This window comes from Streptomyces sp. NPDC104202 (assembly GCF_055584185.1).
Genome location: NZ_JBVJMN010000040.1, coordinates 38,488 through 60,738, shown reverse-complemented (window position 1 = coordinate 60,738; position 22,251 = coordinate 38,488). Strand labels below are relative to the sequence as shown.

Genomic DNA, 22,251 nt, shown 5'->3' with positions numbered 1-22,251 from the left:
CGGAACGGCCGGACGGGAGCCGTGGAGCCTGCACCTCGTGCCGAGGTGCTACGGACGCCAGAGGCCCCAGGGGTACCTCAGGCCCCAGACGTCTCAGAGGAACCACCGGACGCCGGTCCGCGTCACTCCAAGGGTTCGCAAGATCGAATCCAGAGGAGGACCGGGACATGACCGGTACGGCCGCGCGGTACCTGTATCTCACCCGCCACGGTGAGGCGTCGGCGGACGAGAGCGAGCTGACGGAGGCGGGACGCCGGCAGGCCGTGCTGCTCGGGGAGCGGCTGCGCGGGGTGCCGTTGTCGGCGGTGCACCACGGGCCGCTCGCCCGGGCCGAGCAGACGGCGCGGCTGGTGGCTGAGCAGCTGGAGGGTGTCCCGCTACGGTGTTCCGAGGAAGCCGGCGACTTCGTTCCCTACCGTCCGGTGCGCGAGGAGCTGCCGTCGGAGTCGGCCGACTTGCTGCTCGGCTTCCTGGAGCAGTTCGAGGTCGAGGAGCTGGAGCGGGGTCCCGAGCTCGCGGCCGAGGCGGTCGCCCGGTTCACCGGCACCGTGCCCGGTGACGAGCCCCGTCACGAGCTGCTCGTGACGCACAACTTCCTCGTCGGGTGGTTGGTGCGCGCGGCCCTCGACGCTCCGAGGTGGCGGTGGCTGGGCATCAACCATGCCCATGCGGCGCTGACGGTGATCCGCTACGCGCCCGGCCGCGCGCCCGCGGTCATGCTCTTCAACGACACGGGCCACCTCCCCACGGAGCTCCGCTGGACGGGCTTTCCGCCGGAGCTCCACGTCTGACGCAGGCGCCCGGGAGGCCACGTAGAGGCATCCACTCGTGTCCCTCCCCGTGAGGTCCGTCGCCCCGTCCCGTCACGGTCGACCTGCCCCCTCGGCGGGAGCGGCGTGGTCGGTTCGCTCACGGTGCGCGCCGGGCCTTGCGGAGCGCAGAAGGGGGCGAGGGGGAGAGAGCGGAGCGTGACGACCGCCACGGACCGTGAGCACGCACAACTCCGTTATTTTCATGCAGAGTTGACGGCCCGACCGGTTCCCTCTCGGGCCAGGCCGAAAGGCGATGCCGGGACGGGCCTCCTCCGAGCTGCGAGGTGACGTCGCCTGGATATGCTGGTACTGGGACATTGTGCTAGCGCGTGGTACTCGTCACCCAGCGTCACATGACGCGGTAATGGAAAGACAAGACGCACACGGAGGGGTGACTCCCGTGGCGAAGTTCTGCACCACACCTCGAGCGGCGGGCGCGCCTCGCTGGGCGGCGGCGAAGGTCGGGCTGGTCGTCGAGTGGATCGTCCGGCAGGAGTACTGCTTCAGCAAGGGCGGCTGCAATCCGTACCAACGCGGTGGATCGGGAACGGACTTCTTCGACGAGCAGTCCGACACCACGCGGTGCCGGTTCCTCGCGAGCTTCCTGGCCACACGCCAGCCGTCGGTGAACGAGGGATCGATCGCGGCGGACTGCGAGGCGCGCAAGAAGCCGGTCGACGCGGACGACGACGAGAACGAGCGGTTCGCCGTACCGGACATCATCACCCATGAGCCGGGTCGCATGGAGTTCTACGAGATCAAGCCGAACTCCTTCTTCGGCAGGGAGGCCGGACGGGCGAAGATCGAGACGTTCCTGTCCCTGATGGACTTCCTGGCCGAGAACGACCCGCTCTTCGAGAAGTACGAGAAGGGCAAGCTGTTCGATCCGGACCGGACGATCACCTTCTACCAGCGCAACTACCTCGGCATCGTGCCGTGCAGGGTGTCCCTGCACTATCGGCGCGCGACGGGGCGCGGGATCGATCAGGGTCTCGTCGTCTACGAGATCTGCGTGGAGGTGGACGGCGAGCTGGCGGAGGCGCTCGCGAAGGCGATCATCGTCTCGGCGATCATCGCGGCGCTCGCCGCGCTGGCGGCCATCGCCGCCGCCGTCCTCGGCGGCGGGGTGCTCGGCCCGGCGGTTCTCGCCTTCGCAGCGCCGCTCGGCGACTCGGTGGGACCCGACGGGACCAACGATCCGCAGGACGTGCGCTATGTCCAGGCCCTCGTCAACGACTGGCGGGCCGCGACGGACGGCCTGCCGATCGCGGTCGACGGGTTCTTCAGCGAGGAGACGGCCGGCGCGCTCACGGAGTTCCAGAGCGTCGCCGGACTGGAGGACACCGCGGGAGGCGTGACGCCGGGCGACGCGACGGAGACCGAGCTGGAGTCGGCCCATCTGAACAACCTGATGGCCACCGCGGACCTGAGCGAGATGGAGACGGAGGGCGGAGTGGCCGACCTCGTCTTCGGAGCGGATCCCGACGGCGTCGATACGGAGCTGGAGGAGGAACAGGACCTTCAGACGGCCTTCAACGCCTTCGTCCAGCAGTACCTGCAAGATCTCCGCGACACCGTCTAGCGCAGATCGCGGCGCCCCTGCCGGGCGCCCGGGGGCGAACCATCAGTCCCACGGGGGGCGAACCATCGGTCCCATCTGCTGAGGAGTCGCCATGCCCATGCTGCTCATCAAGGGCTTCTACGACATCAAGGGGTCGCAACCGGACGGGGACACGGTCCACTTCACGGCCGAGGAACCGGCCGAGTGGGGCCTCGTCGGCGGCCGAGGCGGACGCGCGGTCGAGCACAGCGCGCTGGGGCGCGCCACGCTCCGCCTGGACGCGGTCGACGCGCTCGAGACCCACTACGGGCCCGGCCGTGACCACCAGCCGCTCCCCTTCGCCCATGCGGCGCGTGACGAGATGCTGAGGTTCCTCGGCTTCACCGACGTGCAGCGGCCGACGGGCGAGACGGTGACCGCCACCACGCCCGAGACGGTTCCCGGCTTCGTGCTGACCCGTGGCGCCGACGTCCACGGCCGTTGCGTGGCCCTGGCCGGGCGTGGTGTCCCGCCGGGTACGAGCGGGCTGGAGCTGGACGTGGACGTGCCCCTGTTGCGGACGACGGTCAACCACCATCTGCTCGCGCAGGGACTGGCGTACCCGACCTTCTACCGGAGCCTGTTCACCGGGCTCCGTACGGAGATGGCGACCGCCTCGAAGGGGGCGCGGGACGCCGGCCGCGGGCTCTGGCCCGAGGACGTGACCGACTCCGGGGCGAAGATCACCGGGGTGCCCTCGCTCACCGACGAGGCCGTGATCCTCCCGAAGCTGTTCCGCCGCACGCTGGACTACCTCCGTCTCGACATGCCTCTGACGTGTTATCCGGCGTTCCTCGCCGGCGTGCAGGACCGCTATTCCGTCCTGTCGACCGGGGAGCGGAGGGCCGGCCTGCACCACATCGTGGAGGTCAGGGACGGCAACACGCTGCGGATGACGCAGCTGCCGGAGGACCTGGTCTTCGAAGACGCCTGACGTGACGACGCGAGACGTCTGACGTGACGACACCTGGAGCGTGATCTCTCCTCGACACCCGCTCGCACCCGCACCCGCACCCGCACCCACACCCGCTGTCCGACCCGCCGGCAGACGACTCGGTGCCGAACCCCGAGCCCGTGTGCCGGGCCGGGCCGGACACTCCCCCGGCGTGACCGCCGGCCCCTCCAGCAGGGAGTCTTCCCATGGCCACCTTCATCTCCGGAGTCGGACCGCTGTTCGGCCCGAACTTCGTCATCGTGACGGTCAACGACGACACCGGGAGGCCGTTCCAGGTCCAGGTGTACCCCGACGCGCACAATCCGGAGCTGCGCGAGGCCGGACTGCCGACGCAGTACTACTTCCAGCCGGCGCAGGTGTTCCTCGCCAGGAAGCACGACTCCCCCCAGGACTTCGACTTCCAGATGACCCTGTTCAAAGGGCTGCTCTCGGAGGAGGCGAACGTCACGCCGGCCGAACTGGCGGGGAGTGAACTGGGCGGCGGATTCTGCTCGTTCTCGACGACGTTCGCGATTCCGCCGAGCGTGATCACGGGCGCGTTGCAGAAACTGAAGCAGCGGGAGCACGAGACCCCCGACCGCCTGGGGCCCTTCTTCAACTTCCGCGACGACGACCCGGAGCCGAGCCTCGGCATCGTCCCGATCACCGACAGCACCGTCGTCTGCTCCGTGCAGGACCCGGCGGTCACGGGCGGCAAGATCCTCATGACCGCGCAGCACAGCGGCAAGGGCAGCATCGAGGCACAGGGCATCTGCTCGTTCCTGGTCAGCTGCAACCTGCCCGCGGCCGGTCAGATCGCGAGCGCGCTGAAGCAAGGGGCGTCGCCGCCGTTCCTCGTCACCAACACGCTGCAGGAGAGCTTCTACGTCAACGGCGTCACGATCGTGGTGGACGTCGACATCGACAAGGTGTACGACTCCTTCTCCGCGGCGGTCTCCACCGGCGGGCTCTTCCGGATCAATTCCCTGGCCGCGGAGTTCGCGTACCAGAGGTGCCTGACCACGGGTGGCATCACCACCAAGATGACGCTGAACAACGGCGTGCCGCTCGATCCGTCCACGAAGAAGTGGGTGGACGATCACGTCGACCTGATGCGGAAGACGGCGATGGACCTGGTCAAGCGGGAGATCTTCGACTTCGACCCGGCCAAGAGCGACTCCAAGGCGTCCACCGACCGCGGATGGTTCAGCGAGCTGTTCGGCGGCTCGTCCGTGGCGCTGAAGTCCACCCACGCCCACAACGGCGTCCACGTCGACCAGCGGCTGGAACTCAACCAGACCGTGGCCGTCGGCCACACCGTCAGCGGCAACCTGAACGACCTGCTCCCCGCTGTGCGCGCCGACCTGAACAAGTACCTGTTCATCGTCGACATCGGCGAGTTCTTCAAGAAGGTGCAGGTCGCCGGTTTCTGCAAGGTCAACTTCACCGAGAAGCTGCCCGACGGCACCGAGCTGAAGGACCCGCTCCAGGCCGTCCAGCTGGAGGCCGGATACCCGGACTTCTCACGGCCCACCGAGGACGGTCACGTCAACCTGTCCATGCGGACCAGCGGGCAGCACTACGTGCCCGGGGAGACGCAGCCCAGCGGACCGGTCCGCCCCGCGGTGTGGGACGAGACGTCGGCGAAGGACTACGTCAACATCTCCTTCCTGCGCCTGGACACGCCGGTCGAGGGCTGGCCGTCGGACCAGGTGCGGCTGCGACGGAAGTGGATCTTCGACGGACAGGACCCCCGGGTCAACCTGTCCAGGGACATCGCGCCGGACGACCCGGCGGTCGCGGTGATGGAGGAGCTGACGGACGACCACGCGCCGGTGCTCACCGCGAGCGCCGTCGGATACGTCTTCGTGCGCTTCATGGTGTCGGCCGCCGCCCGGTTCCCGGCGAACGTCATCCTCCAGATCACCCCCTCGATCGGCCAGGACACCTTCCCGCCCCTGGTGATCACCAAGGAGAACGTGAGGAACGCGCTGTGGGAGGTGTACTCCGACAAGTACGTGCAGGCGACCGAGATCACCTACACGATGAACGTCGAGGTGACCGGCCCCGAGTTCTTCGACGAGTCGGTCTTCTACTCGACCCCGCAGCCGGTGAGGGTCGCCGTGCCGGCCGGGCGGATCAAGTACATCCCCCAGCTGTTCACCCCGCTGCCCACGCCGCCGGCGGACAAGCTCGACACCATCAAGCGGTACATCAAGGCTTTCGAGACCGCGGTGTGACCGCGGCTGGTACGGCCCCGGCCCCGGACGGCCGCCAAGGAGCGTGCGTGATGCCAGAAACCCTCCTCCCCGCAGGGCCGATCTTCGGCCCGGACCCGCTCGTGATCGACGTCGACGGAGGCGGGAGCGACGGAGCGCGCCTCCGGGTGCCCATCCGGCCCGACGCGCGCAACGTCGAGCTCGCGGCCGGCGGCCGGCCCGCCCGCTACTACTTCCAGCCTCCCCGAGTGACCGTCGCGCCTCGGCTCGGGGGTGACGACCTCGACTTCTCGGCCACGGTCATGGTCCAGGCCCCCGTCGGCCCCCACCCGGTCTACCTCGGCGGCTCGTGCACCTTCTCGTGCACCGCGGCTCTCCCGGGCGGTGCCGAGGCCCGCGTCGTCGAGGCGCTCACCCGCCGGGACCATGCCGAGCCACCGGCGCGGATCGCGCCCCTGTTCGTCCACGGGCCGGACGGCCCCGCCCCCGAACTGCTCATGGTGCCCGTCACCGGCAGCGCGGTGTCGTGCGTGATCGAGGAACCACCGGGCGGCGCGGCCCCGTTGGTGATGAGCGTGCAGGGCGGCCCTGGCGGCGGCATCGACGTCCAGGGGCGCAGCTCGTTCCTGGTGTCGTTCAGCCCCGAGGCGGCCGAGTCGGTCGTGACGAGCCTGCGGGACGCGGCCGCACCGCCGTTCGTCATCCGCGACGTGCTCACCGGGCAGTTCGACACCGGTGCGGTGAGCGTCAGGGCGACCGTCGACGTCGCCCTCGACGCACTGCACGCGGTCCTCGCGGGCGTGGCGCCGCCCGGCGAGCCGTGGCCCGGGGGCGACGCGGCCGCGACCGCCTACCGCGCCGCGATCGCCGCCGGGGCGGTCCGCGTCTCCCTGACCGGGACCGACACGGGGGCGCTCCTGGACCCGGCCGGCTCCGGCGACTCGCCGGGGGCGGCCGGTGCGCCCCACGTCTCCGGGCTCTCCGACCCCGCGGTCGTCGCCTGGCTCGCCGACACCGACGAGATCAGGAAAGCCGTGTTCTTCCTGGTCAAGGACCTTCTCTTCGAGAGCGGGGCGGGTACGGCACCGCCCGGAACTCCGCCGCCCGCCCTGGACTCCACTCCGTCGAGCGGCCCGGGGAAGGCCCCCTCGGCCCCGCCGTGGTGGACCGAGGTCTTCGGCGACGCGCTCATGTCGCTCAGGACCGCGCCGGTACCGGCCGGCATCAGGCTCCAGCAGACCCTCGTTCTGCACGGCCCGGTCACCGCAGAGCAGACGGTCGAAGGCGGTCTCGCGGAGGTGGCCGCGGCGGCCCGCACGCGGCTGGACACGTATCTGGCGGTCATCGCGATCTGAGGGCCCGGGGGTGGGCGAGTCCACACGGGAAGTTGAAGTGGCCGGTTCGGAAGTGGAGGTGGCCGGGCCGGGAAGGCGAGGCGGCCGGGTCAGACGCGTGCGGTCTGCGCCAGTGCGGTCAGGACGCGGCTGGTCTTGCTCAGAGGGTGGGGCGAGGGGGCCACCTCCCGGTTCACCAGGGCCTCTTCGAGCGCGCGCAGCCGCCGCTCGGCCCGTGCCGTGAACGCGTCCGGCTCCTCGTCGTCCTTGGACCTGACGCGGGTCGACGCCTCCAGGAACTCCGTGCCCGCGACCGACCAGACCTCCAGATCGACCTCCAGGTCGTCGAGCGGCACGTCGTCGGCCTTCGTCGCGACGATCGGGCCGAGCGGGACGAGGGAGCCGACGCGGACGTCGGGTGCGCAGGCGTGGAGGTACTGGTCCTGCACGGCGTCGATCGGGTCGGCGGGGTCGCCTCCCGCCGCGACGGCGGGGAGGAGGGTGCCGGGCGGGTGGGTGCGGGTCAGGGAGGCGGCCAGGACGCGCGCGTTCCTCGACCAGTCCTCCTCGATCTTGTACGCGAGGGGGCCCACGGCGAACGCGGCCGCGAATCGGCCGACGAGCTGCTCCTGGGCGCAGGGCCGTAGTGTGACGACGAGATCGTCGGGTCCGTCCCCGGACCGGAAGCGTACGATCACGCCGCCGTCCAGCAGCGGCACGCGTCCCCCGGTGACGCCGTCGCGGTCCTCGGCGAACCAGATCCGGCGCGTGGCCGACGGTCCGTGGGATCCGCCGAGGGCGGTCAGCGCCCGTGGCACGTCGTCCTCGACGGTGACCTTGATCTCGATCGGCAGCAGGTTCATGACGGCGCTCCCGCACAGACCTCAAAAGCAGGACATTCCTCTCATTGCAGGATATCCAGAACGTTGTTGGGATGCAGTCCCGCTCCGGCCGGGCCGTCGGCGACCGCTTCGACGCGGGTGGTGTTTGCCCCGTGGCGAGGTGGTGAGGCGAGGAGGACGACCACGTCCCACTCGTCGACTGGGGAGCCATGGAAAACGTAGTTCGACTCACGATCGTCCTCGGCGGTTCGGTGCTGCTGGCCCTTGCCGTCGGTCGTGCGGCGGACGTCCTCGCGCGCTACGCGGACGGGCGCCGCCCCGACACCCCACTGTGGGGGCTGCTGCGGCGTTGCCGTACCCCGCTCCACGTCGTGCTGCTGACCGCCGTGTTCCGGTGGTCGTACCGCGCGACAAAGTGGCCACCGCTGCTGGAGCACAGCCGAGTGGTGGACCACGCCCTGCTGTTGTGTCTGATCGGCGGGGGCGCGTGGCTGGCCGTACGGGTCACCTCGGCCGTCGTCGAGTCCTCGTACGCGCGGTACGCGGGGAGGTCGCGCGACGCGGCCCGGCTGCGCCGCGTCCGGACGCAGGTGACGCTCTTCAGCCGGGTGGTGTCGGCGACCGTGGGCGTGCTGGCGGTCGCGTTCGCCCTGGTCACGTTCCCCGCGTTCCGGGGGCTCGGCACGTCGCTGCTCGCCTCGGCCGGGATCATCGGCATCGTGGCCGGCGTGGCGGCGCAGTCGACGCTCGGCAACCTCTTCGCCGGCTTCCAGATCGCCTTCGGCGACATGGTGCGCATCGGTGACACGGTGGTCGTCGACGGGGAGTGGGGCACGGTGGAGGAGGTGACCCTCACCTTCCTCACAGTACGGACCTGGGACGAGCGCCGGGTCACGCTGCCCGTCTCGTACTTCACGTCCCGGCCCTTCGAGAACTGGTCGCGCGGCGGCAACGAGCTGACGGGCACGGTCTTCCTGCACTGCGACCACTCGGCTCCGGTGTCCCTGATGCGAACGCACCTGCGGAAGTTCCTCGACACCTGCTCCGGCTGGGACGGGCGGGCGTGGGACCTCGCCGTCACCGACACCTCGCCCACCGGCATCACCCTGCGCGCGCTGGTCACCGCGAAGGACGCCGACGACCTGTGGACCACCCGCTGCGCGGTGCGGGAGGAACTCGTCGACTGGCTCACGCGGGAGCACCCCGCCGCGCTCCCCCGGATCGTCACCGCGCAGGCGGCGGACGTGTCCGAGGTCGAGTGACGGCCCCGCCGGCCCCGGGCCTCCCCGAGCCGCTCCGCTACCGTGCTGCCGTCAGGACGACGACGGAGGGGGAGACGATGCGGAGCAGGGGGACGTGGGCCGCGGTGCTGGCGGTCGTGGCGGTGGCGACCGCCGCGGGGTGCGGTCAGGAGGAGCGTCCCGCGAAGGCGGCGCCCGAGGTGCGGCGGGACGAGGCGCCCATCACGTCCAGGCTGCCGCAGCTGGGCGACGTGGAGAGCGTCGAGTGGACGTACGAGCCGCTGGGCGTGGCGGACGAGCGGGTGCCCGGCCCCACCGACCGTGAGCTGCGCGGGTTCGCGCGGCTCACGGACTCCGACGTGCGGCGCCTGGTGGAGGAGTACCGCTGGGTCGACGCCTCCGGGAACCCGTCGCCGACGCCCTCGGGAAGCGCGGCGGGGACGCGGTGGCGGAGCAGCCGGGGGTTCGACGAGGCGGCTGGGAAGAAGGCGGAGGCCGTGGAGTTCCGGCTGGACAGCGCCGGCCGGGTGATGACCTTCCGGCTGCTCAACCCCAGCTGACTCCGGTCCGCCGGCCGCCGGAGGGAAGCGGCGGAGAGTTTTCTCGCGGAGGTGTCGAGAACGCGTGGCCGGCTCCGTCCCCGGTGTGAGAGCGACCAGAATGGGGCGCTCCGGCACGGAGGAGAAGACGATGGCCAAGTACCTGCTGCTGAAGCACTACCGGGGCGCGCCCGCGGCGGTCAACGACGTGCCGAGGGACCGGTGGACGCCGGAGGAGATCTCGGCGCACGTGCGGTACATGCGGGACTTCGCGGCACGGCTGGAGGAGACCGGCGAGTTCGTCGACGCTCAGGCGCTGGCGGCCGAGGGGACGTTCGTCCGGTACGACGGGGAGGGCAGGCCGCCGGTCACCGACGGGCCGTTCGCCGAGACGAAGGACCTCATCGCCGGGTGGATGGTGATCGACGTCGACAGCCACGAGCGGGCGGTCGAGCTGGCCGGGGAGCTCTCCGCAGCCCCCGGGGCCGGCGGGAGGCCGATCCACGAGTGGCTGGAGCTGCGCCCGTTCCTGACCGAGCCGCCGACCGTCACGGAGTGAACCGCCCCATGGACGAGGCGCTGCTCCGGAGTCTCACGCCGGGCGTCCTGACGATCCTGGTCCGCCGCGGAGCCGACTTCGCGGCGGACCAGGACGCCGTGCAGGACGCGCTGGTGGAGGCGGTCCGGGTCTGGCCCGGGGACCCTCCGCGGGACCCGAGGGGCTGGCTGGTCACGGTCGCCTGGCGCAAGTTCCTCGACGCGACCCGGGCGGACACGGCCCGCCGTCGGCGTGAGGAGCGGGTGGACGCGGAGCCGGAGCCCGGGACGGCGGCGTCGGTGGACGACACGCTCCGGCTCTTCTTCCTGTGCGCCCACCCCTCGCTGTCGCCGTCGTCGGCCGTCGCGCTCACGCTCCGCGCCGTCGGCGGACTCACCACCCGGCAGATCGCACGGGCCTACCTGGTGCCCGAGGCGACGATGGCGCAGCGCATCAGCCGGGCCAAGCGGACGGTCTCCGGCACTCGGCTGGACCGGCCGGGCGACGTCTCCACCGTGCTGCGGGTGCTGTACCTGGTGTTCAACGAGGGGTACTCCGGCGATGTGGACCTCGCCGCCGAGGCGATCAGGCTCACCCGGCAGCTGGCTGCCGCGATCGACCATCCGGAGGTGGCGGGGCTGCTCGCCCTGATGCTGCTGCACCACGCGCGGCGCGCCGCGCGGACCGCGCCGGACGGCGGTCTGGTGCCGCTCGCGCAGCAGGACCGCGCCCGGTGGGACACGGCCGCGATCGCCGAGGGCGTCGAGGTCCTTCAGGCGGCCCTCGCGCGCGACCGGCTGGGCGAGTTCCAGGCCCAGGCCGCCGTGGCGGCGCTGCACGCCGACGCGCGCACCGCCGAGGAGACGGACTGGGTGCAGATCGTCGAGTGGTACGACGAACTCGTCCGCCTGACCGACAGCCCGGTCGTCCGGCTGAACCGCGCGGTCGCGGTCGGGGAGGCCGACGGCCCGCGCGCCGGTCTGGCGGCGCTCGCCGCGCTGGACGACTCCCTCCCGCGTCACACGGCCGTGGCGGCCTACCTGCACGAGCGGGACGGCGATCGGGAGACGGCCGCCCGGTTGTACGCGGAGGCGGCGCTCAAGGCGCCGAACCTCGCCGAACGCGACCACCTGACCCGGCAGGCCGCCCGGCTCCACTCCCTCCGGGACCGCTGACGGCTCCGCCGCTCGGCGCTTTCGGACCCCTGCGGGGTCCGTCCTTGGCATGCTGGGGTTGAAGTTGCCCCTGCGGCAGCTTCTACCGTCCTGACCAGGGCCGGAAAGACCGGCCCGGTGACGACATCGTGGGGGTGGCGGCGTTGGACTGGCCGATCTCGGAGGTCGCCCGGATGTCGGGGGTGACCGCCCGGACCCTTCGGCACTACGACGAGATCGGGCTGCTGTCTCCGGCCCGGGTCGGCGGGGGCGGGCTCCGCTACTACGAGGGGCGCCAGCTCCTGCGCCTCCAGCAGATCCTCGTCCTGCGCGAGCTGGGTGTGGGTCTGCCCGAGATCGGCCGGATCCTGGCTTCCCAGGTCGACGAGACGGAGGCCCTGCGGGGCCATCACGCACGGCTGATCGCCGAGCGCGACCGGCTCGACGCCCTGGCCGGCTCCGTCGCCCGCACGATCGCCGCACGGGAACGTTCCGGAAAGGACGGCACGGAGATGATCGAGATCAACCGCCCGGAGAACCTCTTCAAGGGCGTACGGCCCTCGCTGTACGCGGAGGCCCTGCGCGACTTCCCCGAGCACGCCGAGGTGGTCACCCTCAGGGTCGCCTCCATGACCCGGCAGGACGTGGAGGCGGGGCAGCGCGAGCGGACGGCCTGGATGGTCCGGCTCGCCGAGCTCATGGCGGAGGGCCTGCCGGCCGACGCGGGGCCGGTCCAGGTGCAGGTCGACGCCCAGTACCGGGCCCTGTCGGAGCTGCGCGCCGTCTCGGCCGCGGAGTACGCCGCCTTCGGCCGTTCCTGTGTGGACAACGCGCAGTGGCGGGCGGCGTACGAGTCGATCGCGCCGGGCCTCGCGGAGTACCAGCGGGACGCCGTGGAGACGTACGCGGCGGCTCTGCCGCGCTGAGCCGCGGGCCCGCGCATCGGGAGCGGCGCGGGCGGCCCCGGGAGGGGTGCCGGGCCGCCGCCTGCGGGAGGATCCGCGGCGGCGGTCCGGCGCGGTCGCCGGGGGCACGTGCCGGTCGGCGGGGCGTCAGGTCCCGGCCGGCGGGGCGACGGGGAGGCCGGCCGCGTGGGCGGCCTCGGCGAGCAGGTCGCGGAGCATGCGCGGGGTGAGCCGTCCCGTGAAGACGTTGCGCTGGCTGACGTGGTAGCTGCCGAACAAGGCCGCTGGAGGGCCCGCGCCGTCCGTCGGGGTGAGGGTCGTACGGACGCCGTGGCCGAAGACGGGACGCGGCCGGGGCACGGTCCAGCCGGCTTGCTCCAGCGCCGGAAGCGCGGCGTGCCAGCCGAAGGCGCCGAGGACGACGACGGCGCGGGTGGTCGGGCGCAGCAGGCTCAGTTCGCGGGCCGGCCACGGGCGGCAGGTGTCCCGTTCCGCGGTCGTGGGGCGGTTGGCGGGCGGCGCGCAGTGGACCGGTGAGGTGACGCGGACGCCGTAGAGCTCCAGACCGTCGTCCCGGTGCGTGGCCGTGGCCTGGGAGGCGAGGCCCAGCTCGTGCAGCGTGGCGAAGAGGAGGTCGCCGGAGCGGTCGCCGGTGAACATGCGGCCGGTCCGGTTCGCGCCGTGCGCGGCGGGAGCCAGGCCCGTGATCGTCAGGGCTGCGTCGGCGGGCCCGAAACCGGGGACGGGCCGGGCCCAGTAGTCCCAGCCGCGGAAGGCCGGACGCCCGGCCCGGGCGGTCTCCTCGCGCCATGCGACGAGACGGGGGCAGGCCCGGCACGACACCAGGCGCGCGTCGAGGTCGTGGAGGGTGCGGGCCCCCGCGGCGGCCCGCACCGGGTAGTCCTCGGCAGCGGGCACGGTCCACCTGCTTTCTGTCGGGCCCTCGGCCGGGCTCCGGTCCTCCGCCCGATCCTGTCACCGCCGGGCCGGGCTCGCCGCCGTCGTCCCTGTCCCGTCCCGGGGTGTCGGCAGGGACGTGCGGCGGGGCGGTACGGATGCGCCGTCGCCGGGAACCGCGGCGGGGCCGAGTGCGGCGAGGAGGCGGCGCAGGGCGGTGCGGGCCTGCGGGGCGTCGAGCTGGGCTTCGAGCTGTGCCAGGGCGTGGCACGCCCGGTGGCGGGCGCGGCCGTGGTGGCCGGCGCGGTGGTCGGCGAAGGCGTGGGCGTAGTGGGCCAGGGCCGTGGCCCAGGCGTCACTCTGCCCGGTGCGCTGGGCGAGCGCCTGGCGGGCGGTCGTGGCGGCGACGGCAGGCGAGCGGTGGGCCTGGACCACGGAGAGGGCGGCGAGGCTGACGGTGGGAGGCGGTCCTCCGGGCGTGCCGGTGGGCACGGTGTCCGCGGCGAGGCGGTAGTGGGCGGCCGCGGCCTCCAGGTCCCGTCGCTGCCAGGCCAGGGTGCCGTGGACGTGGGCGATGCGGCCGACGAGGGCGTCGTCGCCGTCGAGGACGGCGACCGGCCATGCCAGATCCAGGAGGTCGCGTGCCTCCGGGGGGTCGGCGGCGGCGCCGAGCCAGGCCGCGAGCCACCGGCCGTGGGCCAGGACACCGCTGTCGGCGGGGAGGAGGGGCAGCAGGGCGCGCAGATGGGCCCTGCCTTCCGCGGCGTGGTCATGGACCGCCCACCAGAACCAGAGGTGGAGCATCGTCTCCACCGCGCTCTCGGCGAGGTCGGCCCGACCCGCCGCGTGTCGTAGGAGGGTGGTCAGGTCGTCGTGTTCGTCCTGGACGGTCTGCACGGCCTGGCGTTGGAGGCCGGTGTTCCAGAGGGTCTCGGCGACGGCCGCGACGCCTCGGAAGTGGACGGCGTGGCGGTCGCGGGTGACCTGGAGTTCGCCGGCCGCGCCGAGCCGCTCGCTTCCGAAGTCGCGGGCCGCGCGGGTCATGCGGTAGCGGGGCCGGTGCGGTCCGCCCGGGTCGCCGAGCGCCTGGAGGACGCCGACGGCGCTCAACAGCGCGAGGGCCGGGGCGACTTCGTGCGGCGCGAGGCCGGTGCCGGCACACACGAACGCCGCGGCCGACTCGGTGAACGGGCCTTCGAAGACACTGAGGCGGCGCCAGGTCCGTCGCGGTGCCGGCGGGCAGAGGGCGTGGACGGCCCCGACGGCGCTGCGCAGGGAGCGGTGCCGCCGCAGCGGCGGGGCGGGGTCGGCCAGCCGGCACTGGTCGGCGGCGACCTGGTCGGCCAGTTCCTCCATCGTCCACTCCTCAAGCCGGCCCGCGGCGAGTTCCAGGGCCAGCGGCACCCCTTCGAGCAGCCGGCACACGCGGGTGACGACCGCCGGGTCGGGGTCCTCGCCGCGCCATCCCCGCTCGCGCGCCCGGGCGAGGAGGAAGGCCGCGGCGGGAGAGGGGCCCGGTGCCGTCCCGGTCGTCTCCACGGGCAGGGGCCCGAGGCGCAGGACCTTCTCGTCCCCGAGTCCGAGGGGTCTGCGGGCGGTCACCAGGATGCGCAGCCGCGGCCGTGCCATCAGGAGGGCCTGGACGAGCCCGACGCACTCGTCGTGCACGGGGTCGACGTCGTCCAGGAGGAGCAGGAGGTCACCGGGCGGGAGGGCCTCGACGACGGCCGCGAGGTCCGTGCCGGCCCGGTCCGGCCCCGGGCCGGCGGCGCCCAGGGAGCGGAGGAGCCTCGCCGTCAGCGCGCGGCGCCCGACGGGGACTCCGTCGTGCCAGCGCACCCGTACGGTCGTCGGCCAGGGTGCTTGCCCGAGGACGGCGGCGGCCGCCTGGGCGAGCCGGCTCTTGCCGGTGCCCACCGCTCCCGTCAGGGTGACCAGGCGGTGCCCGGCGACGGCGTCCCGGAGCGCCGCGAGGTCGCGGTCGCGTCCGGCCGGGACGGGGCCGCCGGGGTGTCCCGCCGCGTGCCCGGCGTCGTACCGCTCGCCGTGGGTCCACTTCTCCGGCACTGCCCACTCTCCAGGTCTTCGCTCGTGCCCGGGGTCGCCGCCGCCCCGCCGGGGTCGACGGATCGGTGCGGAAACGCGCAGGTCCCGCTTGCAGAACCGTCACTGCACCGGGCGTCACGGCTACCCCAACGCGCCGCCCCGCGCCGGGGTGGCGCACCGCGCGACGGAACCACTCGCCACGACGAACGGCCGAACACCCGCCCGACCGGCACCGAGCCGACGGCGGGCGCCTCCGGGCCCGCCCGCGAGCCTTCCTCGGGCCGCCGCTCACGTCACGCTCCCTCGCTTCCCGTCCCCGGGGCCCGATGTCCGATGTCCGATGCATGCCGTAGGGTGCGCGCAGTTCACCGCCCAGGGAGATCGACGTGTCCGTCCGTGCCCGGCTCCGTGCCACCGTTCCCGCTCCGCTGTCCGCGTCCGGGACCGCTCCCCCGGAGATCACGGGACGGCCGGGGCACCGGATGGTCGTGCAAAGGAGCGACGAGGAGGTCGTCGCGCAGGCGCTCGACGACGACTTCCGCGTCCGTCCCGCGTCCCCGGTCCGCTTCCCGGCGCCGTGGCCCCGCCGCCGCGGCACCTTCGCGGTCGCGCCCGACGCGGGGCTCGCGGTGTTCGCCGGCGTCCACGCCGTGCGTGCGGTGGAGCCGTCGGGGGCGACCCGCTGGGAGGTGCGGCACAGCTGCTGGTCCGGCCCGTGCGAGGAGACGCACGGGGCGTACGAGGAGTACGCCGACCAGCCCGGCCACCGCCACCCCGACAGCGGCTCGGCGGGTTTCTCCGCCGACGGCACGCTCGTCTGGACCCATGTGCGCGGGCCCCTGGCCGGCGGCGCGCCGATGCCGGAGGCCGTCGACGAGTGGCTGCTGCTCGACGCCGTCGACGGGCGGGTCCTCGCGCGCGCCGACGCCCGGGCCGCGGCGGCCGGCAGCTTCCACCTCGCCCACCCGACCGACCCCGGCCAGATGGGACTCGGCATCGGAGAGGGGCAGGACGGGGCGCCGCTGCGCTGGGGCCGGTGGGACGGACGGGCGCTGGAGGTCGTGTACCTGGAGGACGACCTCTGCCCGATGGGCGTGAGCCCCTGCGGCGACCGGCTCATGACCGTCTCCCACGACCAGGACTCCCTCGCCGTGCGGGACACGCGGGGAGGGCTGCCGGAGGTCGTTGGGTGGGAGGCCGCGTCGGCCGTCCCCCGGCACCCCGGGGCGCCGGCGCCGTCCGGCGACGAGGACGAGGACGACGAGGCGCCCGTCTACTGGGACTGGGCCGGCGGCTTCGTCGACGAGACGCACCTGATCGCCTCGACCGTGGAGAGCGACGAGGACTGGGGCCGGCACCGTCACTGGTTCGTCGACACCACCAGGCCGGACGCCGTGCTGCCGGTCGACTACCCCGTGCCGGCCGTCGGGGAGCCCATGGCGCTCGGGGACGGCTGCTGGTCGACCCTGTCCGAGTCCCGGGACGCCGTACGGGTGTGGGACGCGCCGGCGCCACGGAGCTGAGCGGCGCACCCGCCGCCTCGCCCGTCCCGTTCCGGGCCTCCCGCCCCGGACCCGGACGGCCCGTTTCCGGAGGCCGTCGCACACGTCCCGGCCTAGGCTGGGGGTCAGCCTCAGGGCCGTAGGGGACGTCCGGCCCGGTCGGCGGGACACCCCCCAGGGCAGCACGCGGGACAGGTGGGACGGTGAAAGGACCTGGGATCGACTATCGGGCGGCCTTCCAGGCCACCCCGAGCGCGGTGGCCCTGCTGACGCCGGACCTCGTCTACGTGGACGTGAACGAGGAGTACCTGTCCATCTCCGGCCGCACCCGGGAGCAGGTCATCGGCCACTACCTCTTCGACGTGTTCCCCGACAATCCGGGGGACTCGACGGCGAACGGGATGCGCCACCTCAGGTCGTCGCTGGAGCGCGTCGTCTCCACCGGGGTGCGCGACAGCATGGCGCTGCAGCGCTACGACGTCGAGAGCCAGGAGCGGCCGGGCGAGTGGCGGGAGCGGTACTGGAGTCCGGTGAACTCACCCGTGCTGGCGTCCGACGGGTCCGTGGCGCTGCTGGTGCACCGGGTCGAGGAGGTCACCGAGCTCATCCGGGCCAGGGGCGACGACGGGGACGGCGGCCGGGCGCAGGTCCTCGAATCGGAGCTGTACAGCCGTGCCCGGGAGCTGCAGGAGGTCAACGAGCGGCTGCGGCGCGCGCACGCCCGGGAGCGGGAGGTGGCCCTCCACCTCCAGGAGGCGATGCTGCCCACGCCACGGCCGCTGGGACGGCACCACGCGGCGGTGCGCTACCGGCCCGCGACCGGCGCGCTGAACGTCTGTGGCGACTGGTACGACCTGGTGGACCTGCCCGGGCGGACGGCGGTCGCCGTCGGCGACGTCGTCGGGCACGGGCTGCGGGCCGCGGGGGTGATGGGGCAGCTGCGCAGCGCCCTGTCGGCCGCGTCGCGGGCGGCCGGCGGTCCCGCGCAGGCGCTGGACGTGCTGGACCTGTACGCCCGCGACACCTCGGGCGCGGAGTCCACGACGGCCGTGTCCGTCTTCATCGACTGGAGCGGCCGCACGCTCACGTACAGCAGTGCCGGGCATCCCCCGCCGGTCCTGTGCCATCCCGACGGCACGGTGGTCCTGCTCGACGGGGCGACCGACCCGCCGCTCGGCGCCCGGCCCGAGCACGCGGCACGGCCCCAGGCCCGTACCGGCTTCTCGGACGGCTCGGTGCTCGTGCTCTACTCCGACGGTCTCGTCGAGCGCCGTCACGAGGACATCGACACCGGTCTCGCCCGGCTCACCGGCGCCCTCGCGCGGCACCACACCGCCTCCCCCGACGCGCTGGCCGACCTCCTCCTCGGCAGTCTGCTGCCGCCGGCCGGCAGCACGGACGACACCGCGCTCGTCGTCCTCCGACTCCGGCCCCCGCCGGGTGCGGGCGGGGCGTCCGGTCCGTGACGCGCCCGGGTCCGGGGCGGTGTCCTCGCCCGGTCCGGGCATGCCGACGGCGCCCGCACGGGGTGCGGGCGCCGTCGGAAAAAGGTGTGACCCGAGCTCAGCCGCGGACGATGTTCTCGGCCTGCGGGCCCTTCTGGCCCTGCGTGATGTCGAAGGTGACGGCCTCGCCCTCCGTCAGCTCGCGGTAGCCGTTGCCCGAGATGTTGGAGTAGTGGGCGAAGACGTCCGGGCCGCCGCCGTCCTGGGCGATGAAACCGAACCCCTTCTCGGAGTTGAACCACTTCACAGTGCCGCTGGCCATGCTCGTTCCTCTGGTCAATTCAGCAGCGGCCCGGTGTCGGGCCCCCGGGGCGCTCCTTCACGGGCGCCCACACGCGTCTTCCCCCATCTCACCCGTCCCTACACCCATCAATCCGATCTTCTTACAAAGATTGTCGCCGTCATGCGTCCCCCCGGGGCGGGGCCTTCGCCCGACCGGGTGCGCGCGCCGCGGTTCCGGCGGCGCGGAAGCCTGGACTTTCGCGGCACTTGTTGGATCTTCGTGGCGGCTTCTTGAGCGCGGGCCACGGCGTCGGCAGGGTGGTCGCCATGACGTTCGCGACCCCTCTGATGGACCGCCGGAACTGGACCGTGGCCCCTGCCGCCCTCGCCGTCGACGCCGATGTGCTGACGGTGGAGGCGCACGCGGGCACCGACGTCTTCACCGACCCGATGACCGGCGACGTCCGGGACGACGCGGCGCGCGCCCTCCTCACCCCGCCACCCGGCGACTGGCAGTTCTCGGCCCGCCTCCGGGTCGGGTTCCGGGCGCCGTGGGACGCGGGCGGCCTCCTGGTCCGTTCCGCGCCGGACGTGTGGGCGAAGCTCACCTTCGAGCAGGCGCCGGAAGGCCGGCCCGCGGTGTACTCGGTCGTGACCCGGGGCCTCTCGGACGACGCGGTGGGGCAGCCGCTCGATCCGGCGGCGGCCTGGCTGCGGATCAGCCGCGTCGGCGACGGCTTCGCCTTCCACTCCTCCTCGGACGGCCGTTCCTGGCGCCTGGTCCGCCAGTTCGGCCTGGGGCCCGCTCCCGACCTGCGGGTGGGCCTCACGGTCCAGTCCCCGGTCGGTGACGGCTGCGTCGTCACGTTCGACCACGTGACGCTGACGCCGACGCGTCCGTCCGACCTCTTCGACGGCAGCTGACCCACGGGCCGGGCGACGGGCGGTACGCCTCGGGGCACACCCGCCTACACGGGTCCCGCGCGGTGGGCGCGGGACCGGGTGACGCCGTCAGTCCGTGCCGGCGAAGAGGAGCTCGGCGGCGACGGTGGTCCCGTCGGTGCGGAGGGTGGGCGCCACCTCCTCGGCGCGGGCCCTGACGCCGGAGGCCAGCGGTGCGCACACCCGTGCCTCCGCGCCGAGTTCCCGCAGTCGCGCAGCGAGGGCCGCCATCGGTTCGGCGCTCCCCCGCGACCCGTACGTCGTCAGCACCACACGCAGGTCGTTGCTCCCCGTCTCCGTCCTGGTGATGTCGGGGGCGAGTCTGCTGCACGCGCCGGGGCGGGTGCGACGGGGCCCCGCCCCCCGGGTGCGGGGAGCGGGGCCTCGTGGTGTGGGACGGACTCGGTTCCGCGGGTGTCAGGGAGCGGAGGGTCCGCGCCGGCGCCGCATCCACCAGGTCAGCGCGCCGCCGACGGCCGCGAGGGCGGCGGCGACGGTGACGAGGAGACCGACGGGGGTGTCGGAACCGGTGTCGGCGAGCCCGCCGTCCGGGTCGTGGGCCGGTGGGGTGGTGGGGACGGTACCCGGGGTGGACGGGGACGGTCCCGGAGTGGTCGGGGTGTCGGTCGGCTGCGGCGTGGTGGGGCGGGGCGTCGGTGTGGGCGTCGGGTCGTCGTCGCCGCCCGAGGTGTCGCCGGACGCGTCGCCGCCCGCGTAGGAGATGTCGGTGTCGCGGTAGGAGGTGTCGTCCGACTGCAGGGACGTCCGGGTGGTGGTGTCCAGCGTGCGGTTCTCGACCTGGAAGCGGGTGCGGGAGATGTTCTGCTTCGGCGCCTTGGTGAAGTCCACGCCGCCGATCATGTAGACGGCCACCTCATTGCCGTACTTGAGCTCGTACCTGAAGTCGCCCTCCTTGAAGGACTTCACCATCTCGTCGAAGACGGTCTTCTTGTCCCAGTCGGCGTTGGGCGCGCGCAGCGGCCAGCGGGAGACGTCGTTGCTGTCGATGAGGGGGCGGAAGTCGGACGCCTTGCGGGCGTCCTGCTGCCGGATCCACTCGGCGGCGACGCGGGAGGTGTAGACGCGGCGCAGGTCGGCGTATTTCGGCGACTCGTTGACGAGCTTCTTCACGATCGGGGTCAGCAGGGTGTCGATGCTTGCCTGCCCCTGCTTGATCTCGGCCTCGGTGAGGTCGCAGCCCTCGCCGCCGGGGCCGGGGGTGTCGTAGTCCTGGGGGACGGACTTCACGTCGAGCGGGGCGTCGAGGATGTAGAGGCCGCCGTCCTGCTCGCGGACCTGGGCGGGCTCGGGCTCGATCCAGTACCGGCCGGAGTGCAGGCACGGGAAGCCGTTCCTGCGCGGGAGGGAGTCCCAGAAGCGGTCGCCGACATCCGTCCGGGGATCCATGGCGCGGCCGTAGTCACGCTTCATCTCCATGTCGGCCTGGAGCAGGACGCGGCCGGCGTCGGTCTTGGCGAACTCCTTGTCCATGATGGTCTCCGGCTGGTCCGGGTTGAGGTTGACCCACATCCGGTCGGGGGTCAGCGCCAGCCAGGTGAACAGCGCGTCGGAGGCCATGGTCATCTTCGCCTCGCCGCCGAAGCCCGGGGTCTCGTCCGGGTCGGGCATGAGGTCGGCCTTCATCGAGTAGGCCATCCCCTTGCCCTTCTCCAGGCCCCCGACGAAGCGCAGTTCGAGGGTGGTGAAGTCGATCCCGCCCGGGCCGCCCCGGGGAAGCGTGCCGCGGGTGTCGAAGCGGCGCGCCTCGGCCTGGATGCGCCGGGCCTCGTCGAGGGTGCGGCCGGAGCCCTTGATCCGGTCGTTGGCCGGGCCGCGGGTGCCGCAGGAACTCGCGGCAGCCGCCTGGGCGGTCGCTCCGGCGCAGCCGGGGGCGAACCACTTGTCGTACTGCGAGTAGCCGCGGATGGGCTTGGTCTGCGGGATGGCGTTGTACTGGCGCTGGAAGCCGCGCACCTGGTTGGGCTTGCCGCGCGACTGCTCCAGTTCGCGGTTGAAGCGGTCGATCTTCGCGCGCTCCGTGGGGGTGAAGGTCTTGCCGCCGTTGAAGCGGAAGGTGTGGTCCTTCTTGACCTCGGCGATCATCCGGTCGACCCGGAGCTGGTCGTTGCGGAGCTTGGAGTTCGACTTGAACTCGTTGAACTCCTTGGTCTTCTGGTTGTAGGCGTCGTATCGCCGTTCGGCGATCTTCCTGCCGTTCTCGTCGAAGACCTCGACCTTGACCTCGCACAGCCAGTCGGGGCCGACGAGCCGGAAGTCCTGGACGAGGCGCCGCTCGAACGCCGAGCCCTTGTGGTTGTTGGTCTCGTTGCGGATGTACCGCTTGTCGAACCAGTGCCTGAAGGAGAGACCCTCCTTGTTGGCGAGGTAGCGGGCGTAGATCTCCATCGCCTTGTCGGAGGGTTTGCCCGAAGCGGCGGCGATCTTCGCCCACTTGTCGTAGTTCTTCTTCGGGTCCGGGTCCTGGGAGCGGGCCCGGGTCTTCTGCGCCTCGGTGGGCGCGCCGAGGCCGTCGTACGCCTGGCCCGGCAGGGCGAAGTTGTAGTTCTTCGGGTCTCCTGCCCACGTGGCGAAGTTGCCGGTGGGGTCGTCGGGGAAACCGGAGTTGCGCGGCGTGGTGGTGTACGGGCGGCCGAGGTGCTTGGTGTCGCACCGCTGCCCGCCGATCTTGACACTGGTGGGCGCGGCGCTCGCGGAGTCGAGGCCGGAGCCGGGCAGGCCGGTCAGGGTCATCGCCCCGGCGAGGCCGCAGGCCGCCGCCAGGCGGCCGATCAGCCGCCATCCGCGCGAGGCGGGTATGGATCCGTTCAAGGTGCTGGTCTTCCCTCGTCGGCATGGGGGCGCAGAGGGGGTGTGGGGCGGCGCTTGAGGCCCCCGTGACGTAAGCGCCGCGTAAGCCTCCATCGTTGCGCGGCGCAGCGCGCGAACCCCGGCATTTGTTCGGGTGGGTCCGTGAACTTCCGTGAATCTTTTGTGGGTTGGGGGTCGGGACGGAGGACAC

Annotated in this window: 19 protein-coding genes; 13 read left to right on the top strand and 6 right to left on the bottom strand. The window is 72.9% G+C overall.

Features of this window, described 5'->3' with window-relative positions:
• Positions 1-167: 167 nt before the first annotated feature.
• From ACZ60W_RS24160 to ACZ60W_RS24140, 5 genes are all read left to right on the top strand, one after another.
• Entirely contained in the window at positions 168-791 is a 624-nt protein-coding gene (locus ACZ60W_RS24160; RefSeq protein WP_469757437.1) for a histidine phosphatase family protein, read from the top strand.
• 421 nt (positions 792-1,212) lie between these two features.
• On the top strand, positions 1,213-2,394 hold the full coding sequence (locus ACZ60W_RS24155; protein WP_469757436.1) for a peptidoglycan-binding domain-containing protein: 1,182 nt from the start codon (positions 1,213-1,215) through the stop codon (positions 2,392-2,394).
• 91 nt (positions 2,395-2,485) lie between these two features.
• Positions 2,486-3,346 carry a nuclease gene (locus ACZ60W_RS24150; RefSeq protein ID WP_469757435.1) on the top strand — a complete coding sequence of 287 codons (861 nt, stop codon included), beginning with the start codon at positions 2,486-2,488 and terminating at the stop codon, positions 3,344-3,346.
• A gap of 206 nt (positions 3,347-3,552) precedes the next feature.
• Positions 3,553-5,586, top strand: coding sequence for a hypothetical protein (locus ACZ60W_RS24145; RefSeq protein WP_469757434.1), 2,034 nt, complete (start codon positions 3,553-3,555; stop codon positions 5,584-5,586).
• Between the two features lie 50 nt (positions 5,587-5,636).
• Complete coding sequence (locus ACZ60W_RS24140; protein ID WP_469757433.1) at positions 5,637-6,920, top strand: hypothetical protein; 1,284 nt, start codon at positions 5,637-5,639, stop codon at positions 6,918-6,920.
• Between the two features lie 89 nt (positions 6,921-7,009).
• Here ACZ60W_RS24140 and ACZ60W_RS24135 read toward each other — a convergent pair whose 3' ends face one another.
• Positions 7,010-7,762, bottom strand: coding sequence for a hypothetical protein (locus tag ACZ60W_RS24135; RefSeq protein ID WP_469757432.1), 753 nt, complete (start codon positions 7,760-7,762; stop codon positions 7,010-7,012).
• 188 nt (positions 7,763-7,950) lie between these two features.
• On the opposite strand from ACZ60W_RS24135, the gene ACZ60W_RS24130 reads away from it, so the two are divergent.
• The 5 genes from ACZ60W_RS24130 to ACZ60W_RS24110 all read left to right on the top strand — a co-directional run bounded on the left by ACZ60W_RS24130 (position 7,951) and on the right by ACZ60W_RS24110 (position 12,139).
• The gene (locus ACZ60W_RS24130; protein ID WP_469757431.1) at positions 7,951-9,003 is read left to right on the top strand and encodes a mechanosensitive ion channel family protein; all 1,053 of its coding nucleotides are present in this window, start codon (positions 7,951-7,953) and stop codon (positions 9,001-9,003) included.
• Positions 9,004-9,080: 77 nt separating this feature from the next.
• A complete protein-coding gene (locus ACZ60W_RS24125; protein WP_469757430.1) occupies positions 9,081-9,542 on the top strand; it encodes a hypothetical protein in 462 nt (153 codons plus the stop codon).
• 130 nt (positions 9,543-9,672) lie between these two features.
• Complete coding sequence (locus tag ACZ60W_RS24120) at positions 9,673-10,080, top strand: YciI family protein (protein WP_469757456.1); 408 nt, start codon at positions 9,673-9,675, stop codon at positions 10,078-10,080.
• Between the two features lie 8 nt (positions 10,081-10,088).
• Positions 10,089-11,234: an RNA polymerase sigma factor gene (locus ACZ60W_RS24115; RefSeq protein WP_469757455.1), complete on the top strand. Its 1,146-nt coding sequence runs from the start codon at positions 10,089-10,091 to the stop codon at positions 11,232-11,234.
• 143 nt (positions 11,235-11,377) lie between these two features.
• Positions 11,378-12,139, top strand: a complete 762-nt coding sequence (locus ACZ60W_RS24110; protein WP_469757429.1) for a MerR family transcriptional regulator — start codon at positions 11,378-11,380, stop codon at positions 12,137-12,139.
• Between the two features lie 126 nt (positions 12,140-12,265).
• Here the strand turns inward: ACZ60W_RS24110 and ACZ60W_RS24105 are convergent, their stop codons facing one another.
• On the bottom strand, positions 12,266-13,036 hold the full coding sequence (locus ACZ60W_RS24105) for a uracil-DNA glycosylase (protein ID WP_469757428.1): 771 nt from the start codon (positions 13,034-13,036) through the stop codon (positions 12,266-12,268).
• A gap of 57 nt (positions 13,037-13,093) precedes the next feature.
• The gene (locus ACZ60W_RS24100) at positions 13,094-15,082 is read right to left on the bottom strand and encodes an ATP-binding protein (RefSeq protein WP_469757427.1); all 1,989 of its coding nucleotides are present in this window, start codon (positions 15,080-15,082) and stop codon (positions 13,094-13,096) included.
• A gap of 365 nt (positions 15,083-15,447) precedes the next feature.
• On the opposite strand from ACZ60W_RS24100, the gene ACZ60W_RS24095 reads away from it, so the two are divergent.
• Positions 15,448-16,584 carry a hypothetical protein gene (locus tag ACZ60W_RS24095; RefSeq protein ID WP_469757426.1) on the top strand — a complete coding sequence of 379 codons (1,137 nt, stop codon included), beginning with the start codon at positions 15,448-15,450 and terminating at the stop codon, positions 16,582-16,584.
• Between the two features lie 182 nt (positions 16,585-16,766).
• Positions 16,767-18,029, top strand: coding sequence for a PP2C family protein-serine/threonine phosphatase (locus ACZ60W_RS24090; RefSeq protein WP_469757425.1), 1,263 nt, complete (start codon positions 16,767-16,769; stop codon positions 18,027-18,029).
• Positions 18,030-18,126: 97 nt separating this feature from the next.
• Here the strand turns inward: ACZ60W_RS24090 and ACZ60W_RS24085 are convergent, their stop codons facing one another.
• Positions 18,127-18,330, bottom strand: coding sequence for a cold-shock protein (locus tag ACZ60W_RS24085; RefSeq protein WP_030213732.1), 204 nt, complete (start codon positions 18,328-18,330; stop codon positions 18,127-18,129).
• 287 nt (positions 18,331-18,617) lie between these two features.
• Between ACZ60W_RS24085 and ACZ60W_RS24080 the strand changes: the two genes are divergently transcribed.
• Complete coding sequence (locus tag ACZ60W_RS24080; protein ID WP_469757424.1) at positions 18,618-19,214, top strand: DUF1349 domain-containing protein; 597 nt, start codon at positions 18,618-18,620, stop codon at positions 19,212-19,214.
• A gap of 87 nt (positions 19,215-19,301) precedes the next feature.
• Here ACZ60W_RS24080 and ACZ60W_RS24075 read toward each other — a convergent pair whose 3' ends face one another.
• Entirely contained in the window at positions 19,302-19,463 is a 162-nt protein-coding gene (locus ACZ60W_RS24075; protein ID WP_469757423.1) for a hypothetical protein, read from the bottom strand.
• A gap of 186 nt (positions 19,464-19,649) precedes the next feature.
• On the bottom strand, positions 19,650-22,061 hold the full coding sequence (locus ACZ60W_RS24070) for a hypothetical protein (RefSeq protein WP_469757422.1): 2,412 nt from the start codon (positions 22,059-22,061) through the stop codon (positions 19,650-19,652).
• Between the last annotated feature and the right edge of the window lie 190 nt (positions 22,062-22,251).

Coding starts and splice junctions, on each gene's coding strand:
- ACZ60W_RS24075 (WP_469757423.1), bottom strand. CDS start 19,463: ATGGCGGCCCTCGCTGCGCGACTGCGGGAACTCGGCGCGGAGGCACGG.
- ACZ60W_RS24160 (WP_469757437.1), top strand. CDS start 168: ATGACCGGTACGGCCGCGCGGTACCTGTATCTCACCCGCCACGGTGAG.
- ACZ60W_RS24145 (WP_469757434.1), top strand. CDS start 3,553: ATGGCCACCTTCATCTCCGGAGTCGGACCGCTGTTCGGCCCGAACTTC.
- ACZ60W_RS24125 (WP_469757430.1), top strand. CDS start 9,081: ATGCGGAGCAGGGGGACGTGGGCCGCGGTGCTGGCGGTCGTGGCGGTG.
- ACZ60W_RS24120 (WP_469757456.1), top strand. CDS start 9,673: ATGGCCAAGTACCTGCTGCTGAAGCACTACCGGGGCGCGCCCGCGGCG.
- ACZ60W_RS24140 (WP_469757433.1), top strand. CDS start 5,637: ATGCCAGAAACCCTCCTCCCCGCAGGGCCGATCTTCGGCCCGGACCCG.
- ACZ60W_RS24135 (WP_469757432.1), bottom strand. CDS start 7,762: ATGAACCTGCTGCCGATCGAGATCAAGGTCACCGTCGAGGACGACGTG.
- ACZ60W_RS24130 (WP_469757431.1), top strand. CDS start 7,951: ATGGAAAACGTAGTTCGACTCACGATCGTCCTCGGCGGTTCGGTGCTG.
- ACZ60W_RS24085 (WP_030213732.1), bottom strand. CDS start 18,330: ATGGCCAGCGGCACTGTGAAGTGGTTCAACTCCGAGAAGGGGTTCGGT.
- ACZ60W_RS24080 (WP_469757424.1), top strand. CDS start 18,618: ATGACGTTCGCGACCCCTCTGATGGACCGCCGGAACTGGACCGTGGCC.
- ACZ60W_RS24115 (WP_469757455.1), top strand. CDS start 10,089: ATGGACGAGGCGCTGCTCCGGAGTCTCACGCCGGGCGTCCTGACGATC.
- ACZ60W_RS24150 (WP_469757435.1), top strand. CDS start 2,486: ATGCCCATGCTGCTCATCAAGGGCTTCTACGACATCAAGGGGTCGCAA.